Origin of the sequence: Agrobacterium sp. FDAARGOS_525, from assembly GCF_003938925.1 — a bacterium.
Classification (GTDB): domain Bacteria; phylum Pseudomonadota; class Alphaproteobacteria; order Rhizobiales; family Rhizobiaceae; genus Agrobacterium; species Agrobacterium pusense.
On record NZ_RKIU01000003.1, the window covers coordinates 1550996 to 1575332 of the forward strand.

Annotated in this window: 22 protein-coding genes; 10 read left to right on the forward strand and 12 right to left on the reverse strand. The window is 59.7% G+C overall.

The annotated features are described in order from the left end of the window. Positions 1-131 precede the first annotated feature (131 nt). Positions 132-2069, reverse strand: coding sequence for a glycosyltransferase family 2 protein (locus EGT36_RS08890; protein ID WP_169691997.1), 1938 nt, complete (start codon positions 2067-2069; stop codon positions 132-134). Between the two features lie 170 nt (positions 2070-2239). Here EGT36_RS08890 and EGT36_RS08895 point away from each other — a divergent pair, with 170 nt between their 5' ends. Then, positions 2240-3001: a transporter substrate-binding domain-containing protein gene (locus EGT36_RS08895; protein WP_037092418.1), complete on the forward strand. Its 762-nt coding sequence runs from the start codon at positions 2240-2242 to the stop codon at positions 2999-3001. A 42-nt stretch (positions 3002-3043) separates the two neighbouring features. Here the strand turns inward: EGT36_RS08895 and uppX are convergent, their stop codons facing one another. Beyond that, entirely contained in the window at positions 3044-4348 is a 1305-nt protein-coding gene (gene uppX, locus EGT36_RS08900; RefSeq protein WP_037092333.1) for a Wzx-type polysaccharide biosynthesis protein UppX, read from the reverse strand. A gap of 268 nt (positions 4349-4616) precedes the next feature. Here uppX and uppY point away from each other — a divergent pair, with 268 nt between their 5' ends. Both uppY and EGT36_RS08910 read left to right on the forward strand, forming a co-directional pair. After that, complete coding sequence (gene uppY, locus EGT36_RS08905) at positions 4617-5915, forward strand: Wzy-type polysaccharide biosynthesis protein UppY (RefSeq protein ID WP_125270310.1); 1299 nt, start codon at positions 4617-4619, stop codon at positions 5913-5915. 26 nt (positions 5916-5941) lie between these two features. Then, positions 5942-6694, forward strand: coding sequence for a polysaccharide deacetylase family protein (locus EGT36_RS08910; protein ID WP_037092337.1), 753 nt, complete (start codon positions 5942-5944; stop codon positions 6692-6694). A gap of 68 nt (positions 6695-6762) precedes the next feature. Here the strand turns inward: EGT36_RS08910 and EGT36_RS08915 are convergent, their stop codons facing one another. Then, on the reverse strand, positions 6763-7410 hold the full coding sequence (locus EGT36_RS08915) for a S24 family peptidase (protein WP_004439793.1): 648 nt from the start codon (positions 7408-7410) through the stop codon (positions 6763-6765). Positions 7411-7522: 112 nt separating this feature from the next. After that, positions 7523-8173 carry a response regulator gene (locus EGT36_RS08920; protein ID WP_006698958.1) on the reverse strand — a complete coding sequence of 217 codons (651 nt, stop codon included), beginning with the start codon at positions 8171-8173 and terminating at the stop codon, positions 7523-7525. Between the two features lie 241 nt (positions 8174-8414). Between EGT36_RS08920 and EGT36_RS08925 the strand changes: the two genes are divergently transcribed. Together EGT36_RS08925 and EGT36_RS08930 are read left to right on the forward strand one after the other, a co-directional pair. After that, on the forward strand, positions 8415-8768 hold the full coding sequence (locus EGT36_RS08925; protein WP_037092338.1) for a DUF952 domain-containing protein: 354 nt from the start codon (positions 8415-8417) through the stop codon (positions 8766-8768). Continuing rightward, complete coding sequence (locus tag EGT36_RS08930) at positions 8768-9859, forward strand: quinone-dependent dihydroorotate dehydrogenase (RefSeq protein WP_037092340.1); 1092 nt, start codon at positions 8768-8770, stop codon at positions 9857-9859. The genes EGT36_RS08925 and EGT36_RS08930 overlap by 1 nt, the downstream gene beginning before the upstream one ends. Before the next feature lie 189 nt (positions 9860-10048). Here the strand turns inward: EGT36_RS08930 and EGT36_RS08940 are convergent, their stop codons facing one another. Further along, on the reverse strand, positions 10049-10546 hold the full coding sequence (locus tag EGT36_RS08940; RefSeq protein ID WP_037092341.1) for a CAP domain-containing protein: 498 nt from the start codon (positions 10544-10546) through the stop codon (positions 10049-10051). Between the two features lies 1 nt (position 10547). Then, on the reverse strand, positions 10548-10814 hold the full coding sequence (locus EGT36_RS08945) for a DUF6460 domain-containing protein (protein ID WP_004439806.1): 267 nt from the start codon (positions 10812-10814) through the stop codon (positions 10548-10550). A gap of 167 nt (positions 10815-10981) precedes the next feature. Here EGT36_RS08945 and EGT36_RS08950 point away from each other — a divergent pair, with 167 nt between their 5' ends. The 3 genes from EGT36_RS08950 to EGT36_RS08960 all read left to right on the forward strand — a co-directional run bounded on the left by EGT36_RS08950 (position 10982) and on the right by EGT36_RS08960 (position 13378). After that, the gene (locus EGT36_RS08950; protein ID WP_172965636.1) at positions 10982-11923 is read left to right on the forward strand and encodes a class I SAM-dependent methyltransferase; all 942 of its coding nucleotides are present in this window, start codon (positions 10982-10984) and stop codon (positions 11921-11923) included. Between the two features lie 130 nt (positions 11924-12053). Further along, positions 12054-12665 (forward strand): YitT family protein, encoded by a 612-nt coding sequence (locus EGT36_RS08955; RefSeq protein ID WP_006698960.1) that lies wholly within the window; start codon positions 12054-12056, stop codon positions 12663-12665. 71 nt (positions 12666-12736) lie between these two features. Beyond that, on the forward strand, positions 12737-13378 hold the full coding sequence (locus EGT36_RS08960; protein ID WP_004439810.1) for a YitT family protein: 642 nt from the start codon (positions 12737-12739) through the stop codon (positions 13376-13378). Positions 13379-13404: 26 nt separating this feature from the next. On the opposite strand, the gene EGT36_RS08965 is transcribed toward EGT36_RS08960, so the two are convergent. Continuing rightward, positions 13405-13866 carry a carboxymuconolactone decarboxylase family protein gene (locus tag EGT36_RS08965; protein WP_006698962.1) on the reverse strand — a complete coding sequence of 154 codons (462 nt, stop codon included), beginning with the start codon at positions 13864-13866 and terminating at the stop codon, positions 13405-13407. Positions 13867-13973: 107 nt separating this feature from the next. Further along, positions 13974-14477 carry an RrF2 family transcriptional regulator gene (locus EGT36_RS08970; RefSeq protein ID WP_004439813.1) on the reverse strand — a complete coding sequence of 168 codons (504 nt, stop codon included), beginning with the start codon at positions 14475-14477 and terminating at the stop codon, positions 13974-13976. Positions 14478-14526: 49 nt separating this feature from the next. Here EGT36_RS08970 and EGT36_RS08975 point away from each other — a divergent pair, with 49 nt between their 5' ends. Continuing rightward, positions 14527-17118 carry a ligase-associated DNA damage response DEXH box helicase gene (locus tag EGT36_RS08975; RefSeq protein WP_022555588.1) on the forward strand — a complete coding sequence of 864 codons (2592 nt, stop codon included), beginning with the start codon at positions 14527-14529 and terminating at the stop codon, positions 17116-17118. Positions 17119-17164: 46 nt separating this feature from the next. Then, positions 17165-17893 carry a ligase-associated DNA damage response endonuclease PdeM gene (pdeM, locus tag EGT36_RS08980; RefSeq protein ID WP_037092342.1) on the forward strand — a complete coding sequence of 243 codons (729 nt, stop codon included), beginning with the start codon at positions 17165-17167 and terminating at the stop codon, positions 17891-17893. Positions 17894-17907: 14 nt separating this feature from the next. On the opposite strand, the gene EGT36_RS08985 is transcribed toward pdeM, so the two are convergent. The 4 genes from EGT36_RS08985 to podJ form a co-directional block, all read right to left on the reverse strand. After that, positions 17908-18345 (reverse strand): universal stress protein, encoded by a 438-nt coding sequence (locus tag EGT36_RS08985; RefSeq protein WP_006697645.1) that lies wholly within the window; start codon positions 18343-18345, stop codon positions 17908-17910. 157 nt (positions 18346-18502) lie between these two features. Next, on the reverse strand, positions 18503-19330 hold the full coding sequence (locus tag EGT36_RS08990) for a TIGR02186 family protein (protein WP_035206762.1): 828 nt from the start codon (positions 19328-19330) through the stop codon (positions 18503-18505). Then, positions 19327-20253 carry a sulfite exporter TauE/SafE family protein gene (locus EGT36_RS08995; RefSeq protein ID WP_004439829.1) on the reverse strand — a complete coding sequence of 309 codons (927 nt, stop codon included), beginning with the start codon at positions 20251-20253 and terminating at the stop codon, positions 19327-19329. Before EGT36_RS08995 ends, EGT36_RS08990 begins: the two co-directional genes overlap by 4 nt. A gap of 261 nt (positions 20254-20514) precedes the next feature. Continuing rightward, complete coding sequence (gene podJ / locus EGT36_RS09000; protein WP_081950659.1) at positions 20515-24258, reverse strand: cell division protein PodJ; 3744 nt, start codon at positions 24256-24258, stop codon at positions 20515-20517. Between the last annotated feature and the right edge of the window lie 79 nt (positions 24259-24337).

The window sequence follows — 24337 nt, forward strand, 5'->3', positions numbered from 1 at the left end:
AGACGTCGATTATATGCGCATCGGTGGGCGACTTGCGTAAGGCCGGCTTCGGTTTTGCAAATCGCGACGATATCGGCAGAAAATAAAAGCCGCCTTCGGCGACTAGGTAGAGGATCGAAGCGGCAACCGTTTCAGGTAGTGTTGCTAACGCTCGGCACGTGAGGCGTCTTGTTCCAGACGAAAGGTTTGGTTTTTAACTCAAGCACGGCACGCCAGGCCGCCAGAGACAATATCAGCCAATAAAGCGGAATTGCCAGCCAGCGTTTTCCCACCTGCCTCCTCTCGTAATCGATCATCCTGTTCCTGCCCATCAGCACGAATATGGCGTAACTGCCGGCAATGTTCAGCGTATCGGTAAGAAACAGAACGCCCTGCCACGAAAACAGCATGTCTGCACCGCTGTTCCCGATAGCCGTGGCCATCCACGCCACGGAAACGAAGAGCAGGGGATGAGCCATCGACGACACCAGCATGCCGCCGATCAACAGTTGGAAGACGATATAGGAGAGCCATCCCATGCGGCGCGCCGTCGCAACAGGCGCGCGGGTCATCACCAGCCAGCTCTGCAGCCAACCCTTGTACCAGCGCGCCCGCTGGTTGAGCCACACGGGAAGCGCGGTGGGCGCATCCTCCAGCGTCTGACGGTATATGACGCCGCATCGATAGCCGAGTTGGTGCAGCCTGAGGCCAATATCGGCATCCTCAGTCACATTGTAAGGATCCCAGGCGCCGACGCGACGCAATACGGCGGTGCGGAAATGGTTGGACGTGCCGCCAAGCGGCAGCGGTAGCCGGTACGCCGCAAGCACGGGCAACATTGAACGGAACAGACCAGCATATTCCAGGGCGAAACAGGCACTGATCCAGGAAGAGCGCGCATTGCTGATTATAAGCGGCGCTTGCAGGCAGGCCACGTTCTCCGGCTGATGGCGGAAGGTCGCATAGGCTTCGCGCAATTGCAGCGGATGTGGCCGATCTTCCGCGTCATAGATGGCAACGAACGCCCCACGCGCGCCGGAGAGCGCATAGGTAAGCGCCTTGGGCTTGGTCCTCGGCAGGGAAGGCGGCACTCTCACGATCTCAATATGCTGTCCGGGATTTAATCTAAGGATGGCGTCGATTGTGGCCCCGTCATCTGCCTCGCAGACGAGCTTGATATCCAGTCGGGATTTGGGCCAGTCGAGCCGCTCCAGCGCGCCGATGAGCTGGCTGACGATGGCGTCCTCACGATAGAGCGCCACCAGAATGGTATAGACCGGCAGATTTCCGTCGGGTTCGAGCGCAGCTGCGGTCGTCGTGTCTTTCTCTCCTGAAGTCTGCATCAGCACAAACAGCCTGAACAGCAGTGTGAAGAAATAAAGCATCGTCAGGGCGACGTGGATGACGGCCATGGCCGTCTGCGTGTGAAACAGCAGCGAGAGCATAAGCAGGGTGACGACGATACCGCTATAAAAGCCCTGATGACCTTGAAGCGTGATCCTGGCAGAGTACTGCGGCGCGGTGTTGAAGAGTTGCTGGCGAGCCTCACGACAGCGGCGTGTTTCACCCGCCTTCCAGATCGCATCGCGCATGGCATGCGGCGTCGTCACCACGAGCTCGTCCAGAAGATGCGGATGTCGATCCAGCAGGCTTTTCAGTAATTCCATCCGCGCCAGCTCGGGCACGATCAGAAGTGCTGGTTTACCGTTCGCAGGCGTCAGCCGTAGCAAGCGCGGCTCGGCTAGCTGCGTATCGAGAAGATGGACATCTGCGATCCGGTCCGAATCGATCTCCGCGACAAAGGGTAACCGCAAAAATCTGGCGAAAGCGCCAAAATAGGCATCCGTCGCGACAAGACCGCCGGCCAGCAGTTCCGCTTCCAGCGTCGAGCCGTTTTCCAGCGCCAGCCGTTCGCACGCGCTGATGTAGGGCTTGCCAAATCCCAGCGCCCGGAGGAAGCGCATGTGTCCGGCTTCACCCCGATCAGGAACCGTCTGGGGTGGATTGTCGCGTATGCGGGAAAATACAATTTTTCGCCCGGCAGGCGTCGTGCGAAACGATTCTCGTGTATAGTGTCGCAAATGATCCATGCACTGCCGCCACCGTCATGGTAACGCCCCACTTCCTGTTGCGGATAGTATAGATGAGAATGACGATTGTAACGCGAAATATAATTCTTGTTTTTACTTTAGTGTTCGCTTTGCAAGTTGTCGGTATTTTCGAAAAGCTTCATGCGGAGGGCCTGTCGGACGGGAACCGCATGCCAGTGCTTTTCGACGCTCAGGAGCGGTTTCCCGGTGGTGACCTTTCCTCCGTTCCCCGCATCAGGTTTTTGATGTCGGTGGATTTTCCGCCCTTCAATTTTACCGATCAGGAAGGGCGGCTTGCGGGTTTCCATGTCGATCTCGTCCGCGAGGTGTGCGCGCAGCTCAAGGTGGAGAGCAAATGTCAGGTACAGGCCTTACCCTTTGACGAGCTGGAGGCGGCTCTGGAGATGGGAGAGGGCGAAGCGGTGATTTCCGGTCTCGCCGTCACGGCCGAGCTGCGCAAGAGCTTCACCTTTTCGCGGCCCTATCTTCTGTTGCCGGCCCGGCTGGCTGTCAACAAGGCGACGAAATTTGCCGGCTCCGGCTCCGACGCACTGTCCGGCAAGAAAGTGGGCGTGGTGACCGGTTCCCGGCACGAACAGATGCTCAAGGCATTTTTTCCCAAGGCGGCGGTTGAGGGTTTTGACGGCTACGAACCCATGTACGGTGCTCTGAAGGCCGGTAAGGTCGACGCCATCTTTGCCGATGCCCTGCGCCTGCCGTTCTGGGTTTCAGGAAGCGCATCCGAAGGCTGCTGCGCTCTTTTTGGGGGGCCTTATATGTCGGACAGGTTCCTCGGCGAGGGCCTTTCCATCATGACGGTCGATCCGGATAATGTGCTGGTGCCGGCCTTCGATCAGGCGCTTGCCGCTCTTTCCCGCAACGGCCGGCTCGAAGAGATCTATCGTCGTTATTTTCCCTACGGGCTCTATTAGGAGAGACCCGGACCGACTCGATTCAACTGAATGAGGCGGGCTCTATTTGACCGCAGCGAAAGCCTCTTCGCTCCGCCGCAGCCGTAGAAGCGCCACCCACACAGCTGCCGCTATGGCGGTTTCGACGATGAAATAGCTGCCGATCGTTCCCGAAATGCTGAAAGACCAGGTGAAGAAGGCAACGACGACGGAGCCTATGAGATTGCCGCTGTTCCATATCTTGGCGCGGATATCCTGGCGCCCGGAGGCGCCCAGCGCCTCCAGCGCGGTAGCCGCCACGGCCATCGGCAGTACGGCCCAGCAAAGCACGCGGGTGATGGTGGGAAGCGAAACATATTCGTCGCCAAATAAAAGCGGCAGGAAGGGCGCGATGATGAAGATTGCCAGCGCACTGCCTGTCGCGATGAACAGCGCCGCTTTCAGCACATTATAGGCGCGTTCGATGGTTTTGCTGATACCCTGCAGCGCTGCAGAGGCGGATCCCGGATAGATGAGCCGGTTCAGAGCCTCGACGGAAAGATAGGAGCTGTCGAGAATCCTCCGGGCGATGGAATAGCTGCCCAGTATCTCCGCACTGGCGATGGCTCCAAGGACGAGAATATCGGCATTGCCGCGTACCGCCTTGAACAGGAACTGGGTGGAAAACAGGATGCCGATGCGAATTTCCTCCCGGACGATCCGAAAGACCGGTCGGCCGAGCCTGCCTATTGCCTTGACGGAAATCATGGCTGCAATCGTGTGGGCTGCGAGGTTCCAGAGTGCCCAGGCCTCGACCGTTTCCACCTTGAAGACGAGGCAGGCAACCACGGCGGCAATGGTGCGGGCGACGGCAAACATCACCTCCAGCTTGTTGGCCGAGGCAAAGTCGGAATGGGCGATGAAGCTTTGCGTGGAAAGCGAAATAACCTTCAGGAGAACGAGGTTGGTGAACAGGATCAGGAAAGTGGTGATCAGCGTGTGCAGCAACGTTTCCGACGTCGGGAAAAACACCGGGATCGTCACCATGCCGATGAGCGTCAGGACCACACCCGTCGCCGCGCTGAGGAGATAACTGTGGCCAAGCATGACGGGGAACATGCCGCGATCCTGCGCCACGCGACGAATGAGCGATTCCTGTGAGCCGATACCGCAAATCTGAACGCCCAGATTGGTAACGGCCGTGATCGAGGCGTAAAGCGCGAATTGTTCGACACCCAGATGGCGGGCTAGCAGCGCGAAGGTCAAGAGCTGGGCGGCGCTGGACATCAGCAGCGCGCCTCCGGATGCCATATAGGCCAATCCAAGTCTGACAAGATGGCCGAGCCGCGGCGTGTTCAACGACACCTCATTCTCCGTTTTTTCCGGCATTGCCGGGCGAATTCAAAAGGACTGTCCCTTTTAAAGTCTTACGAACTGAAAGGGCGGCAACCGGGCGGTATTCGACACCGACGACCTGAATGAATGACAGTTTCTCCTGTCTTAGCCCTGTTGAGGTAAGAGAGGGTTAAAGCAATTACACAATAATGATGATAATGACTGTTTATGGTTATTAGGACATCGCCCGGTTCAGAAGGGTTTCGTTGTTCGTTGCAGGGCAGGTCCATGATCCGATTTTCCGTTCCCGAAGCAGGCTACCATGCCGCGTTTTGCTGATACGCGGTCCATTTCTGCGGAAAACAGCAGTGCCATGTCCCTGTCGGGCGGCCGTCGCGACGCGATTTTTTTTGTCGCCACGATGCTTTACATCTGGATTTCTGTCGCGCCCTTTGAAAATCTTGCGGCGCCGCCCGTGCCGCGCGCCGCCGCCAATCAGCTGACCGGTCTGATGATCGCGCTGATCCTCGGTGTCTTCGCACTGCGCCATCGTCTGACGGGGCTTTTGCTGAGGCCCCGCTTGCCAATCCTGCTGCTCTTTTCCTGGCTCGCGCTTTGTTCGGTCCTTGGTGCGGAGCCCGGCACGTCGTTGCAGCGCCTGATTTTCACGGCGCTCCTGTGTTTTATCACCAGCGTGCTGGTCGTCATGCCGCGCGACAGGCGGCAATTCGACCGGATGATGGCCGTTTTCGCCATTCTCCTGCTGGCGCTTTGTTATCTCGGGGTTATCTTCCTGAGTTCGCGCGCAATCCATCAGCCTTACGATCTCGATGAGAAGGCGCTTGCAGGCGATTGGCGCGGAATATTCAATCATAAGAACGCCGCCGCGCCGGCAATGATCATTCTTTTCATGGTGGGCCTTTATCTGCGCAATGCCTGGTCCACGCTGGGCGGAATAGCGATCACGCTGCTGGCCGGCTTTTTTCTCTGGAAGACGAACGGGAAAACTGCAGCGATGCTTTTGCCCGTCACCATCGCCCTGGTCTGGGTCATGGAGCGGCATGCCGGGCGGACATTGCTGATGATCGGTGGCCTTCTGGCGTTTCTCAATATCGTTGCAATCGGCTCCACCTATTTCCCGAGCATACAGAGCCTCGTCGAAAGCCTGGGCATCGATTCCACGTTCACCGGACGGACGGATATATGGCGCCTGTCTTTCGACACCTTTGCGCAATCGCCGATCTTCGGACAGGGATTCCAGGCCTTCTGGACAAGCGACCGGCTTCTGTCACAGGCCGATATCTCCGAGACTTGGGCGGTCACGGCCTTTCACGCGCATAATGGCTATGTCGAGAGCCTTTTGAATGGCGGACTGCCCGCCTTCGTCCTCACTCTCATATGGCTCGTGATCATCCCCGCAAATGATTTCCGAGCAGCGGTGGACAGAGGCACGGATCCCGGCCTGACGCGGCTTTTTGGGCGAATCTGGGTATATGCGCTGCTTTCTTCCTGTCTTGAGAGTAATTTCTTTACCGGAACCGGGCCTATCTGGTCTTCTCTTCTTATTGCGATCTATTGTTTGAGACATCAGGCTTACGACATACTGGAACAGGGACAGTAATTTGCACGGCGGGCCGGGGGGCTAGTATGACGCAGAAAATCGGAACAATCGCAGACCGGGTCAATAACCGGCTCGTGCGGTATTTCCCTGGACCGACGGCGCGGATCGAGACATCCGAACCGATTGTCTCCTTCACATTCGACGATGTGCCGGCGAGCGCCTGGACCAGCGGTGCCCGCATTCTGGAAAACGAGAATGTTCGCGGGACCTTTTATATTTCCGGGGTCTTCATCGACAGGCATGACGAACCGCAGGACATGATTTCCGCTAGGGGCTGTTCGGAACTGGCTACGGCCGGTCATGAGCTCGCCTGCCATACCTATTCCCATCGCAAACTCTCAAGCTTTTCACGGCGAGGGCTGGAAGAGGATCTCGATCGTAATGAAAAGGTGCTGGCCTCGTTCGACGAGAACGGCCACAGGCGGAATTTCTCCACCCCCTTCGGCATGGCTTCGCCACTCATGCAGCCCATGCTGCGGCGCAGGTTCAGGACTGCCCGCGGGATCATGCCCGGCATCAACCGCGGCAGCATCGATACGCATAATCTTGCTGCCGTCGAATTGCGGCCCGATCCGAATTATCTCGATGCCGCTGATCGCTGGCTTGACGACGTCCTGCAAAACGGCGGCTGGCTCGTCATTTTTACCCATGATGTGTCGTCTGCGCCAAGCTTTTACGGTTGCCCGGAAGACAGGTTTCAGGGTTTCGTGCGTAAGGCGGCATCCGGTGGCGCAAAAGTCATGACGGTTGACGCGGCCGTGACGGCACTCGGCCTCTAAGGCACGGCACAGTGCTGCGCGCTTTTAGCCGTCGCGGTGAAAGCGATTATGACGTGTAGGATATCGGCCTACTGGCTGGCCCATATGATGCGGGCGATCCATTCCACATCGGCCATCTCGAAGCTCCGATTGGGATGCTCAGGATTGAGCGAAAGAAGCTCGATGCTCTTGGGGCTTTGCCGCGCCAGCACCTTGGCCATCACTTCACCGTCACGGCTCTTCAACACCACGCGGTCGCCGCGCCGTACCTGCGCGCCAGGCTCCACGATGAGGATGTCGCCGTCGCGGTAAAGCGGCATCATGCTCTCTCCCTGCACTTCCAGCGCGTAGACTCCCTGTTTGCGTTCGGGAGACGAGGGAAACTCAACCACGTCCCAGCCCTGACCTGCCGGAAAGCCGCCGTCGTCAAAAAAACCGCCGGAACCGGCCTGAGCGAAACCGAGCAGGGGGATGGCACTTTCCGCACCGGCAGGTCGCGTCTGCGCCTTTCCGAAAGCATAACCGAAAAACTGATCCACGCTCGCTCCCGTCGCTTCGAGCACCTTGGAAACGGACTCCGTCGAGGGCCAGCGTTTGCGGCCGTCCGGCCCGAAACGCTTCGACTTATTGAATGAAGTAGGGTCGAGACCGGCACGCTTCGCCAATGCCGAAGGCGTCAGCTGATGGCGTTCGGCAAGCGTATCGATGGCGCTCCAGATCGTCTCATGTGAAAGCATGGTAGAAAGCCCGCAAACGGAGCCGATAGCGGAAAAGCTCCTGTCGTTAACACCTCGAAATCTAGACCATATCCGGTCCGGAGTAAAGGAAGGAAAGGAATAAAATCCTTGCTTACGCCACAAGAGCCGATGTGTTGATCTTGGCGAGCTGGATGACCGCCTGCGTGCGGCTGTCCACCTTGAGCTTCAACAGGATCGCGGAGACATGTGCCTTGATCGTCGCCTCCGAGACATTGAGCTCATAGGCGATCTGCTTGTTCAGCAGGCCTTCTGCCAGCATGCCGAGAACACGGCTCTGCTGCGGCGTCAGCGTTCGCAGCCTGCCGATGAGATCGGCGACATCCGGATCGTGCTCCTTTTCGCCGTGATGGCCGGCCGGTACCCACAGGTCGCCTTCCAGAACCGCGCGGATGCCATCACGGATGTCATCGATGCCGGAGGATTTTGAAATGAAACCGGAAGCACCGAGTTCGATTGAGCGGCGGACGGTCGTCGCGTCATCCGTCGCCGATACGATGACGATCGGCAGGCTGGAAAACTCTGCGCGCAGCGCCATGAGGCCCGAAAACCCGCTGACCCCTGGCATGGCAAGGTCGAGCAGCATCAGATCCGCATCGTTACGGGCTGCGGCTGCGCGTCTGGCAGCCTCGAAATCACCGGCTTCAACGATGGTCTGGTGTCCGTCGAGGCCGGATACGGCCTGTTTCAGGGCACCGCGAAAAAGTGGATGATCATCTGCAATGATAATGACAAGTTCCGACATTCTGGCCCCCTCCCAAGGGCATTATGCGGTTCTTTTCCAGTTATTGACTCACTCCCTTTGCCGGTGGTCGAAACACGCCCGGCTCCTCCGCAAAAGGTTGCGCCAATCGGTTCCTCTTTACAAGGAAAAGCTTGTGGACAGGCGGTCTTTCAGGCTTTCAGCAATAAAAATACCGTGGAAACTGTGGACAATCCCCCAGCTTTACGGCAAACCGCGATGGTTGGAAAGCCATGGAGAGCGCATGCAGGAAACGCCCGCGATCATCTATAAAATCGTGCCGGAGACGTTGTGGAACGAGGCCAGGGCAAAGGGTGCCTTCGACGGCGCCGCCATCGACCTGACCGATGGCTTCATCCATTTTTCCACGGCCAGGCAGGTGGCGGAAACAGCCGCGCGGCATTTTTCCGGCCAGGCCGATCTGCTGCTGATCGCAGTCGACGGCGCGGCCCTCGGCGACAAGCTGGTCTATGAACCCTCAAGAGGCGGCGATCTTTTCCCTCACCTTTATGGGCCTCTTCCCTTGACCGCCGTGCTCTGGGAGACGCCGCTTGCACTCGATCACGACGGCCAGCACCAGTTTCCGGAGATTTTGTGATGAGCGGATTATTTTCCTCGATCGGCCGCAAGGGCCTGTTCCTGGTCGATCCGGAAAAGGCCCATGGGCTGTCCATTGCGGCCCTGAAAAGCGGCTTCCTGCCCACCTGCATGGTGCCGCACGATCCGCGACTGCAGCAGACCGTGGCGGGCCTTGTCTTCCCCAATCCGCTCGGCATGGCGGCGGGTTACGACAAGAATGCGGAAGTACCGGGACCGCTTCTGAAGCTCGGTTTCGGCTTCACTGAAATCGGCACCGTCACGCCGCGGGCGCAGGCCGGCAATCCGAAGCCGCGTATCTTTCGCCTTGTGGAAGATGAGGGCGTCATCAATCGCCTCGGTTTCAACAATGAAGGCCATGCCGCTGCGCTGGAGCGTCTGAAGCAGGCGCATCTGCGTGGCATTGTCGGCGTCAATATCGGCGCCAACAAGGACAGTGAAGACCGTATCGCCGATTATGTGCAGGGCATCGAGGCGTTTTATTCGGTCGCATCCTATTTCACCGTCAATATTTCGTCCCCCAACACACCTGGTCTCCGCGACCTGCAGGCGCGCGAAAGCCTTGCCGCCCTTCTCTCGGCCGTGCTGGAACGCCGCAAGGCGGAAGCTGAACGTTTCGGCAGACGCATCCCCGTCTTCCTCAAGATCGCTCCCGATCTGACCGAAGAGGGACTGGACGACGTTGCTGAAGAAGCGCTTGCCCATGATCTGGACGGCCTGATCGTTTCCAATACCACCCTCTCACGCGACGGCCTGCGAGCCAGCCCGCACAAGGGTGAGGCGGGTGGCCTTTCCGGCAAGCCTCTCTTCGAACTCTCCACCACGGTTCTGGCCAAGGTGCGCCGCCGCGTCGGCGTCAATCTGCCGATCATCGGTGTCGGCGGCGTTTCGTCCCCGGAAACGGCTTTGGAAAAGGTAAGGGCAGGTGCGGATCTGGTACAGCTGTACTCCTGCATGGTCTATGAAGGCCCCGGTCTGCCATCTGCCATCGTCAAGGGCCTGTCGAAGCTGGTTGCCCGTGAGGGCGTGGAATCGATCCGCGATCTGCGCGACAGCGCGGTTGACCGCTGGGCGGATCGTAAGCCGGGCTGACAGCGAGCCTGAAAGGTCGAGGCAGCGCTTCCTCAGGGGCTCTCCCTCCTCATCCCTGTGCTTGTCACAGGGATCCAGCCAGCCCAAGTCCTTAGGCTGAAAGAACTCTCTCCGCCGCGCAGGCGCGTCGGCTGGATTCCTGTAACAAGCACAGAAATGAGGGAAGAGGGTGGTTTCCCGCCCTTTACCTCAGGCGCAGAGCACCATAGCCCAATAGGGCCGGTTGCGGCTGGTGGCATCGTAGGCGACCGCCACGCCGAGGCCGTTATAAGGCCCAAGCATGTTTTCCAGGTGGTGTTTGGAGCCGATCCAGGCCTTCACCACCCTCTCCACGCTATCCTGACCGGCGGCCACATTCTCCGCCGCAGGAAGCGGCACATTCCCCTCCTTCATTCGGATCAGGAAACTGTCGGTCAGTCCGATCAGATGCGCCATCTTCTGCGCCTTGACCATGCGTCCGGCCTGATAGGCGGCGGCGCTGCTGGCTGCACCATTGATGGAAAGCGGCGAAAGTCCTTTCGAGCGTCGCAGGTCGTTGACCATTGGAAGCGCCGCTGCGGTCTCATCGCGGGTGCCTGAAGGTATGCCCTTGTTGGTTGGAACGGAAACGCAGGCGGAAAGAACCGAACCGGCGGAAAGCAGCACGAAACCGCGCCGTGTAAGCGTCTGGAGAGAGGTGTCGGTCATGTCAGCGGCGATAGCTCAGAAGGCGCAGGATGATGAAGACGGGAATGACGATCGTGGCGCCCAGGATCAGATAGTCGCCGATCGCCCCCAGCGCATGGAAACCGCTGCGCCACAGGTCGACGACGAAGTCGCGCGCGCCGTAAATGATGTTCCACGGCGTCAAGCCGAAGATCGCCATCAGAAAGCCGACGAGCAGTGAAACCACGAGCAGCTTCACCACCGTTCGGGCCACTGTGTCGCCCAGCAATTTGTTGACCTCACCGGCCATCAGCAAGTCTCCTGTTTTGTCCTGACATATGAAACGGACCACATCGATGCAAGTTTTTGCGCACTATATCGCGCATATCAGCCAATTCCACGAGTGCGCCATGAAATAGGACTTGAGTTTTTTTATGGCTTGATAAATGACAGCGCGCATCTTCTCAGGAATCTTGAATGGCCCCAAACCAGTTTTCTTCCGGTGACGTCATTGCCGACCGCCGGGCGGACTATGCCCGCATGTTGGCGGAGGGCGGTGATTATCCCGCCGCCGCCGAACTCATGGAACAGGCGCTGGAACTAGCGCCACGGTGGACGGCGGGCTGGTTTCGCTTCGGGGAATATCACGAAAAGGCGGGGGAAACGGACAAGGCCGTGGCGGCTTACGAAAAGGTCGCCGAGATGGATGAGGAAGGCCTGTTTGCAGCCGAACTGAAGCTTGCGGTTCTCGGCGCCGCAGAAACACCGGAACAGCCGCCGAGCCGTTATGTGGAAGGGCTGTTCGACGATTATGCCGATCGTTTCGAAACTTCGCTGGTCGAAAAGCTCGATTACAGCGTGCCGCAGAAACTGGCCGAACTGATCGAGAAGGCGGCGGATGGCGGGGTATTCGACACTGTCGTCGACATCGGCTGCGGCACGGGACTCCTCGGCGTTGAAATCAGAGCCTTCGCAAAACGGCTGGAAGGTTTCGATATTTCACAGAACATGCTTGCCAAGGCGGAGGAAAAAGATCTCTACGATCACCTCGGCCACGCCGATCTTTCCCTCGAAGCGGAAACTTCGGGGCTCTTCACCACGACCCTGGCGCCGAAGCGCGCCAATCTCGTCGCCGCCGCCGATGTAATGATGTATCTCGGCAGTCTCGAAACCGTCATGCCCCTCGTTTCCGCCCTGTTGGCGCCCTCCGGCTTCTTTGCCTTTTCGGTTGAGGATGCGGCAGGGGAGGATGGTTTCGTTCTGCGGGAATCCCTTCGTTACGCCCATTCGAAAACCTATGTCAGCGGTCTTCTGGAACGGGCGGGTTTTGATCTCATGGAAATTCGCAAGACCACCATTCGCAAGGATGCCGGAAAACCCCTTTCCGGCATTCTTTTTCTTGCCCGCGCCAAGGTCTGAACATCTCATTTCTTTCCATTTTCTCGATAGGTCAGCCTTCCTTACGTATCCATCTTGATCGGGTTCGTTTTGCAGTGCAAAATATGAAAGAAACCGAGGGCAAAGCTTGAGAACGAGAAGCGTTTACGGCATGTGGAGTTCCGATCCGGCCAGACACGCGCCGGTGGAAGACGTGCAGGGCATCGTCACCGGCGCCATTGTCTCGGCGCTCGGCTTTTATCTGCTGAACAAGGTCGGCCTTTTGACGGGCGGGACCGCCGGTGTCGCCTTTCTCCTGCATTATGCCTTCGGCATCAGCTTCGGGCTGCTGTTCTTCCTCGTCAATCTGCCATTCTATTACCTGTCCTTCCGTCGGCTCGGCCTTGCCTTTTCCTTCAAGACATTCATCGCCATCGGCCTTGTTTCGGTGCTGACGGAAGTGGAAGCGCGCTGGATGGTGATCGACAGCATCAATCCGCTGTGGGCGGCGCTGCTCGGCGGTCTGCTGCTGGGTTACGGATTGCTGGCGCTTTATCGCCACCGCGCCAGCCTTGGCGGCATCGGCATTCTGGCCATCTATATTCAGGATCGCTTTGGCATCCGCGCCGGCCTGATCCAGCTCGCCTTCGATGCCTTCGTCATGCTCTGTGCTTTCCTCGTCATCGATCCGGTCACGGTGGTCTATTCGATCGTCGGCGCCTTTGTCCTCAACATGTTTCTGGCCATCAATCACCGTTCGGACAGATATATCGTCGTGCGCTGAGCGAGGGTGGTTGAAATCTCCCGCACTTCAGCGCAATAGCTCGGCAGGGCTTGGTATTCAGGGGACAAGGCATGGACGATACGAGCGCGCGCAGGCGTCTTAATCTTTGGGCCTCCGCGCCGGATCGTCATTCGCTGCTGGAAGACGCGCAGGGCGTTCTTGCGGGCAGCATGCTGGTATCGCTCGGCGTCACGCTGTTTTCCGCAGCCGGTCTTTTGACGGGTGGCACGGTTGGTCTGGCGTTCCTCGTGCATTACGGTACCGACCTCAGCTTTGGTACGGTCTTCTTCCTCGTCAATCTGCCGTTTTATTATCTCGCCTTCCGCCGCCTCGGCCTCGCCTTCACGGTCAAGACCTTCTGCGCCATCGCTTTGACAGCGCTGCTGTCGGAATATATGCCCGGCTTTTTCGCCTTTCAGAGCATCAATCCGGTTGCCGCAGCACTTTTCGGCGGATTGACGGTTGCGGCGGGCATGCTGGCGCTGTTTCGTCATCGCACCAGCCTCGGCGGTTTCGGCATTCTGGCGCTTTATCTGCAGGATCGTTTCGGCTGGCGCGCCGGCCTCGTGCAGCTCGCCTTTGACGGCATGGTGCTGGCCTGCTCATTCTTCGTTGCCACACCTTTTGTCATTATCTGCTCCGTTCTCGGAGCACTGGTTATGAACCTCACGCTTGCTATCAATCACAGGAACGACCGCTACATTGCCATGTAGCGGCCGCCGGTCGCGGGTTTGCGAGGTCAGGCCGCCTTCGCAGCCGCATCAACCGGATGCTGCGAGCGGAAACCGACGGCAATACGGTTCCAGGTGTTGATGGCGCCGATGGCCACCGTAATCTTCACGATTTCCTCATCGGAGAAATGTGCTTTCAGCGTTTCGAAGGCATCGTCCGGAGCTCCGGTCTCAGCAATCTTCGTCACCGCATCCACCCAGCCGAGCAATGCGCGTTCCTGCTGTGTATAAACGGGAGATTCCCGCCACACGCTCATCAGGTTGATCCATTGTTCGGAAAGCCCGTCATGGCGGCTTTCCTTTACATGCATATCCACGCAGAAGGCGCAGCCATTGATGATCGAGGCACGCAGCTTGATGAGGTGAACGAAACGGCGTTCAAGTCCGCTGCCCTGAACGTAATTTTCAAGCGCCATGACGGCCTTGAAGGCTTCGGGGGATGCTTTGGCATAGTTGATACGGGTTTTCATGGGTCTCTCCGTTGGTTGGGTCAGTTTGAAGTCATGCGTCATCAGTCCGGAAAGCGACGAAGCCCTCCAGCGTAGATCGGTTTTTCTTCGGAGCCTGTTTTCCAGTCTCAGCGCGCTGCTGTCTTGCGCTCGTTCAACTCCAGGAAGGCACAGCCACGCGCAGCAATTCCACCATCGTCAGTGGCGGCAAGATCGCCCAGAATATCGGCAATGGTGGTTTTGGCGAGTTCGGCCCTATAGACCTTCTCTGCCTTCAACATCGCTGCATTGATACCACAGGGCTTGGTGAAATACCGGCCCGGCAATGGGTTTGGACCGCGTTGCCGGATTTCCGCGCAACGGAAAGCCGGCTGCGGCCCTTCAACGGCCAGAACGATGTCCAGCAGGGTGATCTTGTCAGTCGGTCGCGCCAGACGATAGCCGCCCTTCGGCCCCGGCACCGTGGCAACTATTCCCGCGCTGGACAATGATTGCAGGTGCTTCAGAAGATAGCTGGTGGAAACGCCGTGGAATTCCGCGAGCGCGGCCGCGGACAACACGCCGCCTTCGGAAAGTCCCGCCAGCATTCCCACGCTGTGAATGGCCTGTTCAACGCCGTCCCCGAGTTTCATCGGTCTTTTCCATGTCCTGTTGCTGCGCTATCATGGACATTATTTATCCATGATTATGTTTTCCTGTCAAGCGGCCCTGTTCCGCCCTTCTTTTTCTCAGGTTTTTCACTACGTTAAAGGCGTGGAACACACCGAGCCCCCCATTTCCGGCATAGATGTCGGCACCTTGCCCCTTTCATTCCAGAAATGGTTTGTCGAAAAAGGGTGGTCTCCGCGCGCCCATCAGCTGGAGCTTATGGCGCGGGCACGGGGCGGCGAGAACATGTTGCTGATCGCGCCCACCGGTGCTGGCAAGACGTTGGGCGGCTTCATGGCCTCGCTCACCGACCTGACAGAGCGGGGCAAGATACCGCCTGGCTCCGGCTTTGTCGGCGTGCACACCCTCTACATCTCACCGCTGAAGGCGCTTGCAGTCGATATCGAGCGTAATCTCACCAAGCCCGTTTCCGAAATGGGTCTGCCGATTGTCATCGAAACCCGCACCGGCGATACGCCCCAGGCGAAACGCCAGCGCCAGAAGGTGCGCCCACCGGATATCCTGCTGACCACACCGGAACAGGTCTCGCTGCTGCTCGCCAACAAGGAGGCCGAGCGCTTTTTCCGTGACCTGAAATATGTGGTGCTGGATGAGCTGCATTCGCTCGTCACCTCCAAACGCGGCCATCTGCTGTCGCTGGCGCTCGCCCGCGTGCGCCGGCATGCGCCCGATGTCCGTTTCATCGGCCTTTCGGCCACGGTGGCGGAGCCGATGGATTTGCGCCGTTATCTTGCACCGCAAGGGCAGGGGAAGCCGCCCGCCGGCTTGATAACCGTCGAAGGCGGTGCAAAGCCGGATATTTCCATCTTGCACACGGAAGAACGCATCCCATGGTCCGGCCATTCAGCACGTTATGCCGGAAAGGACTTATACGAAGCGTTGAAGCAGCATCAGACGACGCTGGTGTTTGTCAACACACGCTCGCAGGCGGAAAGGGTCTTTCAGGAGCTCTGGACGATCAATGACGACAATTTGCCGATCGCACTGCATCACGGCTCGCTGGATGCCGGGCAGCGCCGCAGGGTGGAAGCGGCCATGGCGGAAAACAGGTTACGTGCCGTCGTTGCCACCTCCACCCTCGATCTCGGCATAGACTGGGGTGACGTTGACCTTGTCGTGCATGTCGGCGCGCCGAAGGGCGCTAGCCGCCTCGCTCAGCGTATCGGCCGTGCCAACCACCGCATGGATGAGCCGTCAAAGGCGATCCTCGTTCCCGCCAACCGCTTCGAGGTGATGGAATGCCGGGCAGCGCTGGATGCCAACTATATCGGCGCGCAGGATACGCCGCCGATCGCCGAAGGCGCGCTTGATGTTCTCGCCCAGCACGTACTCGGCATGGCCTGTGCCGAGCCTTTCGATGCGGATGAACTTTATCGCGAAGTCACCAGCGCCTCGCCCTATGCCGACCTGCCGCGTGCCACCTTCGATCGGGTGGTGGATTTTACTGCCACCGGCGGCTACGCGCTGCGCACCTATGAACGTTATGCCCGCATCCGCCAGATGAAGGACGGTCGCTGGCGCGTGTCCAATCCGGCGGTAGCGCAGCAATATCGCCTCAACCTCGGCACCATCGTCGAGGCGGCGGAACTCAATGTCCGCATGGTCAAGCGCAATGCCAAGGGCACGGTCGGTCGCGGTGGCATGTCGCTCGGCAAGGTCGAGGAATATTTCCTAGAGCAGCTGGTGCAGGGCGATACTTTTCTCTTTGCCGGCAAGGTGCTGCGGTTCGAGGGCATCAGGGAGAATGAATGCCTGGTCTCACAGGCCTTTTCCATGGATCCGAAGATACCCTCCTATGCCGGTGGCAAATTTCCGCTTTCCACCTACCTGGCAGATCAAGTGCGCTCCATGCTGGCAGACCCGACACGGTGGCATGCCCTGCCGGATCAGGTTCGCGACTGGCTGGCAATCCAGAAGGAGAAGTCGATCATTCCCAAGCGCGACGAGCTATTGGTGGAGACCTTCCCCTTCCGTAAGCGCTTCTTCATGGTCATGTATCCCTTCGAGGGACGGCTGGCGCATCAGACGCTCGGCATGCTTCTGACGCGGCGGCTGGAGCGGGCCGGGGCAAAACCGATGGGTTTCGTCGCCACCGATTATTCGCTCGCCATCTGGGCCATGGAGGATATCGGCATGCGGCTGAAATCCCACCGCCTGTCGCTGGCCGACCTTCTCGATGAGGACATGCTTGGCGACGATCTGGAAGCATGGCTTGACGAATCCTTCATGCTGAAACGCACCTTCCGCAATTGCGCAGTCATTTCCGGGCTGATCGAACGCCGCCATCCCGGCAAGGAAAAGACCGGCCGGCAGGTCACGGTGTCCGCCGATCTTATTTATGACGTTCTTCGCAGCCATGAGCCGGATCATATCCTGCTGGAAGCGACGCGACGCGATGCCGCAGCAGGACTTTTGGATATTGGCCGCCTTGGCGATATGCTGAAGCGAATCAAGGGACACACCACGCATCGCGCGCTGGAGCACGTCTCGCCCCTCGCCGTTCCGGTCATGCTGGAAATCGGCCGGGAGACGGTGGCGGGCGAAGCGATGGACGATGTGCTGGCGGAAGCTGCTGATGAGCTGATCGCCGAGGCCATGTCCTGAAATATGCCCATATGCTGAAGTATGCATTGAAGGAACAACGATAAAAGTGCTGAGCCGGCTGACATTGAGCGACAGGTTTTCCAACGGCTTCGAATGCCTGGGGAGCGAGACCGCCATCAACGGCGTTTCCGCCTGGTGCGACCCTTTGGGTGGGCTCTACCTGCCCGACCTGTCGCTGCTCGTCGTTTCCGACTTGCATCTGGAAAAGGGTGCGGCTTTTGCAAGGCGTGGACGCATGCTGCCGCCCTATGACACCATCGCCACCCTCAAGATACTGTCTTCCCTCGTCAGCCGCTACGATCCGAAGATCGTCGTCAGCCTCGGCGACAATTTTCATGATCGCGTCGGCTCCCAGCACCTGCCGCTGCCGTTGCGCGAACTGATCCGCGAGATGGCCCGCGGTCGCGAATGGATATGGATCAACGGCAACCACGACCCCGATGGCACTGTCGATCTGCCGGGTTCTTCGGTGGATGAGATGTTTTACGGCAATCTCGTTTTCCGCCACGAGCCTAAGCCGGACGATGCGGCCGGTGAAATCGCCGGTCACCTGCACCCCTCCGCCACTGTGCGACGCCGCGAGAAGACGGTGCGGCGGCCCTGTTTCGCCACCGATGGTTCGCGTCTGTTGATGCCGGCATTCGGGGTCTTGAGCGGCGGGCTGGATTTACGCCACAAGGCAATGCGCGGCCTGTTCGATCATGCCGCTCTCGTCGCGCATCTGATGGGGAGAGATCGCATCTACTCGGTGCGGTTTTCCAGTCTGCTCGGCTGAGATTTTACCGCAGCCTATTGGCGGTAGACCAATACCGGTATCTTCGAATTCTTCAGCACCTTGGCGGTCACACTGCCGAGCAGCATCTCGACGAAACTCCTGCGCCGGTGCGAGGCCATGGCGATGAGGTCGCAGCCGGTCTTGTCGGCTATTTCAATGATCGCCTCGTCCGGCCGCCCCGCCCGCGCCAGCAGGGCCTCGCAATCCAGCCCCATGGCGGTGGCATGCGCCTGCGTATCGCGAAGCAGATGCTCCGCCTCTTCGCAACGGTGGAATTCCTCTTCGGCAATGGCGGCAATGTCCTCGACATCGCTGGCAATCACATGAAAGGGTTCCGATACCGTCACCACGGTCACCTTTGCGCCTGCCTCCTTGGCGAGAGCGAACCCTTGGTCGATTGCGATCTGCGCCAGCGGCGAACCATCGGTGGGAATGAGAATGTGCTTGAACATGACATTTCTCCTTTTCATCCCCGTTACAACCGCACTTGCCGCCATCAGCTGCGTGCGTTTGTAACGCCTTGAATTTTACAGCAAACCCCGGAAGGAAGCGAATGCTATCTTTGCCCGTGCGGGTGGCAGACGCTCTCTTTTGCGCGATTGAAAACGCTCAGTCCTTGCGGAAGATGATGCTGGCGCCCCAGCCGGTGACGACGGCGAGCAGAACGCAAAGCGCGCCGTAAGCAAGCGGCGTCTGATGCGCGGCATCGGTGATCGCCTGTTCCATGCCGGTCTTGACGACGCGCAGTTTTAATTCGCGCTGGGCGATGAATTTGCCGCTCTTGAAGAGATAGGCGCGTGCCGTGTGCACCCCGTTTGGGACGTTGGCGGGCAGGCGCAAGGTCGCCCAAAACAGGCCCGTGCGTTCCAGCCGCACCCCTGTCGTGTCATTGCGGTAGATGCCGCTCGAAAGCTTGAGCCGACGATAGGCCTCCTGAAAATCGAAGACATTGTCGGGCACGCCCGAAAATACAGCGCTTTTGAGCGATAGATGGTCGACGCCGAGCCCCATGGCGCGCAGCGTTCCGGGGGAGGCGACATCGCTGATATTGCGGGTGCTGGCCATGGAGTAGGATTCTGGCAGCGGCGTGAAGGTGATGGCGCTGGTATTGATCCAGATGCCTGCCACACGCTCCTTCTTGCGCACGGTCATGTAGTCGCTCGGCCCTTCCAGCGTCACCACGATATCATATTGCCCGATGGCCAGTAGCAGCTGGTCGGTATTGTTGAGTGCGCCGAAGAGGGTGAAATCCGCCCCGCGAAAATCCGAGGCTATCGGAATTTCCGTCGTCGAAGCGCCGATTTCGATGTTTTCCTGCAGGGGGCGCTGCTGCGGACCCGGCGGCAGCGCAAGCGGCGGCGTCTGGGCGGAAGCAGTTTGCCCGAAGGCAAGACAGGAGAGCAGGGCAAGGGCGGCAAGCAACAAATAGCGGGTCAATAACCTAACCCCCCGACGGCGACCGAAAACAGATCTTCCGGCCGCACCACCAGCGATACCGCAAGGCGAAGGGCGACGGCGAGGACAAGAAGCGCCAGCAGCGCACGCAGCTGTTCGCCGCGCAGTTTCTGGCCGACGCGTACACCATATTGCGCGCCGATGACGCCAGCCACCATCAGGATGAAAGCCAGCACCACATCGACGGAGTAGTTGGTCGCTGCCTGTACGACGGTCGTGTATGCGGTGACGAAAATGATCTGGAACAGTGAGGTGCCGACAACCACACTGGTGGGAATGCGTAACAGATAGATCATCGCCGGCACCATGATGAAACCGCCGCCCACACCCATGATAGAGGTGAGTATGCCGATGCCGAAACCGAGCGTGACGACTGGAATGATGCTGAGATAGATCTTCGATTTTTTGAACCGCATTTTCAGCGGCAGGCGGTGTACCCAGTTGTGGTGTCCCGGCCGGCGCAGCGTCACGGTTTCGTTGCGGGCGGCGCGGCGAAGTGCCGAAATGCTTTCCTTCAGCATCAACCCGCCTACGGTGCCGAGCAGGATGACGTAGAGCAGCGAAACGATGAGATCGAGCTGGCCGATGCTGCGCAGGAAGGAGAATATCCACACGCCGACCGTCGCCCCCAGGAGGCCGCCGACGAGCAGAACGCTGCCGAGCTTGACGTCGAGGGTTCCACGCCGGAAATGCGTGATCGAGCCTGAAACGGAGGAGGCCACCACCTGGTTGGCGCCCGTCGCCACGGCCACGACTGGCGGAATATTGTAGAAAATCAGCAGCGGGGTGATCAGAAAGCCACCGCCCACACCGAACATGCCGGACAAAAAACCGACGGCCGCGCCCATGCCGAGAATGATGAAAATATTCACCGACAGTTCTGCGATCGGCAGATAGACAGTCACGGCTCGGACCTCGGGCAAATGGTTCCGGGCGGCATGGCTTGTCCGGTGAGGGGGCCTTGCCGCGATTTACACTTTCTGTCTGAAAAGACCGGGCATGCCCAGCCTTCATCCGTCATGCCCGCGAGGGCCTAACCTGTCAACATTCAACGGTAAATACGTTGATAATTTGGAAAGATAGAGGTCTGGCGAAGGCAGCCGCCCACATTCCTGTCAGGCGTTGCAAAAAAGCGGCCGGGGGCCGCTTTTTGGGTTTCAGAACCATTATTTATTGCGGGCGAGAAGCGCTGTCACCAGTTCGTTGGTAATGCGCCCGTCCGGGGTCTGGCCCACGGATTTCTGAAAGTCCTTGATGGCCGTCACGGTATTCTTGCCGAGCTTGCCGTCCGGCTGCCCGGCATCGAAGCCGTTCTTGTTGAGGATCGCCTGAATGTTGCGGATCGCCTTTTCCATGTCCACGGAGGCGGTTTTCACGCCTTCCTTGCCAGCCCACTCTTCCGGCGGGTTGACGTTGTTGGCATCTTCCGAAAGCGGCTTGACCTTCCACGCCTCCACCTTGGCCTTGGCGCTCTGGAGCTGCTGCGGGTTCAAGGCGCCCGCCACTTCGTCGCGCTTCTGGGCGGCATCGGCATCGCCATCCTTGGCGGCAATGGCGAACCACTTGTAAGATTCCTCGATGTCCTGCTTAACCCCGCTGCCGCGGGCATAAAGAATGGCGAGGTTGAACTGGCTGTCGCGGACGCCGAGTTCGGAGGCCTTGATGAACCACTGCGCGGCGGCAGCAAAATCCGGCTGGCCAGCCGCGTCGGAAGCGAGCAGGACGGCGAGATTGTGCATGGCCCCCGCATTGCCCTGTTCGGCGGCCAGCGTGTAATAGCGCTTGGCTTCCGGAAGGTTGCGTTCGACGCCGTTCGCCTTCTCGTAGAGATTGGCGAGACGATATTGCGCGGGCGCAAGACCGCGATCGGCAGCCAGCTTGTACCACTTCGCGGCTTCGGCACGGTCGGCGGCAACGCCGCGACCGTCGGTGTAGCGGGCTGCGATTTCGAAAAGCGCCTGCGTGTCGCCCTTGGCGGCGGCTTCAGCAAGCGATGCGGGCTCTATCCCGGCGGGAACGACGATGGCGCCGTCGGCGGGAGCGGCCGTGAAGACGGCCTCAGCCGGTTTCGGCGGTTCCGCCTGCGCGACGGTGCCGGATTTTGCGGGATCCACGGCGGGAACATCGGCGACCGGCGGCTCCGCGGGTAGCGGCGCACCGCCAATGGTCCGGTGGTCAATGGTATTCTGTGCCGGAGCGGAGTTCTCGATGCTATCGGCCGGGGCTGCCTGCTCGGATCCGATCGCGAGGTCAGACGGTATGGTGACGGCCTTGTCGCCGGTTTCGGGAAGGGCGGAAACCGGTGCATTGTCCATCTTCTGTTCAATCACCGGCGCCGGGGCTTCCGTGCCGCTGATCAGTGTCTTGACGAGGGGCATGGCCATCATCGCCAGAAGGATCGCGCCGATACCGAGCAGCAGCGGCCGGCGATAACGCGAAAGAGCCGAAGTTTCGGTCTTTCTTTTCTTTTTGCCGGTTTCAAGCTTTTCCGGCGCTGTTTCCATCGCGGCGGCCTGCGCGGCACGGCGGGCGGCGGCGATGAAGTCCGTCCGTCCTTCCGCGTCCACGGCCTTGCCGGTGGCGGCCACCTGGCTGGCGCGCACGCGTTCCAGGATTTTCTTGATATCAGGCGCGCCCGAACCGGGCTCCAGGAGTTCGTTCTCCTGACCGGCTGGCAGAACGTCGATCGGATCAAGCGACGGGGCAGGCTCAACCTGGGTGCGGGGGGAAGAGGCCGATACGGGTTCTTCCTTCGTCTTTGCGGGCTTCGCCGTGCTTGTTTTGAAACGCTTCGTCAGCCCGGCGAGCAGGCTCGTTTTCTCTGCTTTTGCGGGCTTGGCGGCAGCGGGCGGCACGATGGCGGTCGCGTCATTGTCGCTGACATCCTCAAGAATGGCCTGCTCTTCGGCTATATAGCCCTCTTCCGGGAATATGGCGGCCGGCATCGCGACGTCGTCGCGGCCTGCGGCAACAGCCTGCTGTGCAACGTGACGGGTGGGCTCTTCGCGGTAGGACGTTCCGTTGTCGAGATTATCCAGGCGGCCGGCAATCTGCACCAGCGTTTCGTGCAGTGCTTCGAAGGTGCGGTGCGTGCGCTCTTCGGTGTTGCGGCTCAGCGCTTCAAGGTTGCGCAAATCGGCCGCAAGGTCGGTCAGCATCGACATGTCGGCGATGTTCGCGCCGGCCGAGAGGTTGTTGCGGGTATAGGCGTCGAGAACGGCCTCGGCTGCCTGCCGGGCCGCTTCGATGATATATTCGTCGTTCGAAGCCATATAGTCTTCGATCGCCGCCATGCGCGCATCGAGTTCAGGCGACATGCCTGCGGCCTGCATCTGTACCGGCTGGCTGATCAGCGTCGAGAGATGGGCGATCTGGTTTTCAAGGCTCGCCAGCGCATGGCTGTCAGCGGGGGCGGCATGGGCGGTCTCATCCAGTCGCGCGGCGATAGTGCCAAGCCGCTCTTCCAGGCGCGAAAAGGCGCTTTCACTGAGGCCCGATGCCAGCTGCGGCTGGCTATAGCGATAATCGAGCTCCTCGATCTGCCGAGAGAGCGTGTCGAGCCGTTCGGCCAGACCCTCATTGACTGTGCCGTGGTCGAGCGCATCGATCTTGCGGGAAATGTCGCTGAGGAAAGACGTCAGCTCCGCCTGTTGCGAAGGGCGCTGCGACCGTTCCAGAAGCAGTGAAAGCTGGTCCAGTCGCTCATGCAGTTGCGCTGCATCGCGCGCGGTGCTCAGCTCATCGATCTTGCCGGCCAGCGCTTCAAGGCGCGCGGTAAGATCAACGGAGGGTTCCGGTTTTGCAGCGGCGAGGCGGTTGATATCACCGAGCTGTTCGGCGAGGCCGTTCAGGCGGTTTTCCAGTCGCTGGGCGAGCGCATTGTCGGTTGCCTGCGCATTGGCGCGTGTGCCGGTCGCCGCAATGGCGCGGCTGATTTCGTCCAGCCGCTGATCGAGACCGGAAAACTGTTCGCTGAAGACCGCTTCATTCGGCTGCATGTGCTTGCCGAGTTGCTCGACCGCGCTGGCGATCGCGATCAGCTTCTCCTCGAGCACGCGAACGGCCGGATTGTTGCTCATGCCGCCGAGCTGCGTCTTGATGTCATCGAGACGATAGGCGAGGGAAACGATTTCATCCTGAAGGGCGCCGGCATCGAAACCACGCAGCGTGTCTTCCACATTGTTCCAGCGGCTTTCGATCCGATGGACGCTGTCTTCGCGTGCGAGCTGGTCAATGGTGAGGCGTAGGTCCTCGAATTCGTTGCGCAGCGCATAGACATCCGGAGATGCCAGATTGCCGAGCTGGTCGATGCTTCCGGCAAGCCGTGCGATGTCATCGCGCAGATCGCCGATGAATTGCTGGTCTTCCGCCGCGGCGCGGATATTGCGGATTTCCGCGCGCAGTCCCTGCGCTTCCCGCGCAACGCCCTCGGCAATATCGTGCTTCAATTCGTGGCGGAGGTTCACGAGTGCCTGCGCGATTTCCTGCAGGGCCGCGTCATTGCGTGGCTCCTGATAGGGCGGGATGGCGCGTGCGCGCGGTGCGGCCTGAGGAGCCGGCTGGGGCTCTCTCTGCCGATATTCCGGCGCGATCGGCCGTGTGATCGTGCGTTCCGGGCGGGCGGCAGGTTCCTGGGGGCGCTGGAAGCTGGTCTCCAGCAGACGCTGGCGCTGGCGTATTTCGTTGACGGGATCAAGTTGCGGTGGCGTCACGCTTGTGCGTGGCTCGCGTGGTGCGGCATAGGTTTCGCTCTTTGTTTCCGGCGGGGCGCCAGCGGCCCGCTGGTCGCGCGGAAACTTCTGGCTCATCAACCCTTCGATGCGGGCTTCAAGGCCTTCAATGGTGCGATTGAGAGCATCAAGCGACGACCTGTCGCTTGGCTGTTGGGTTTTCGATCGCAATCCGTTCATCTTTTCGCTCGCTTCGCTTCCGCCCGCCGTGCCCGGTTATCTGTCGCGACGTTGCCTGTTTGGACACGCCGTCGCCGCA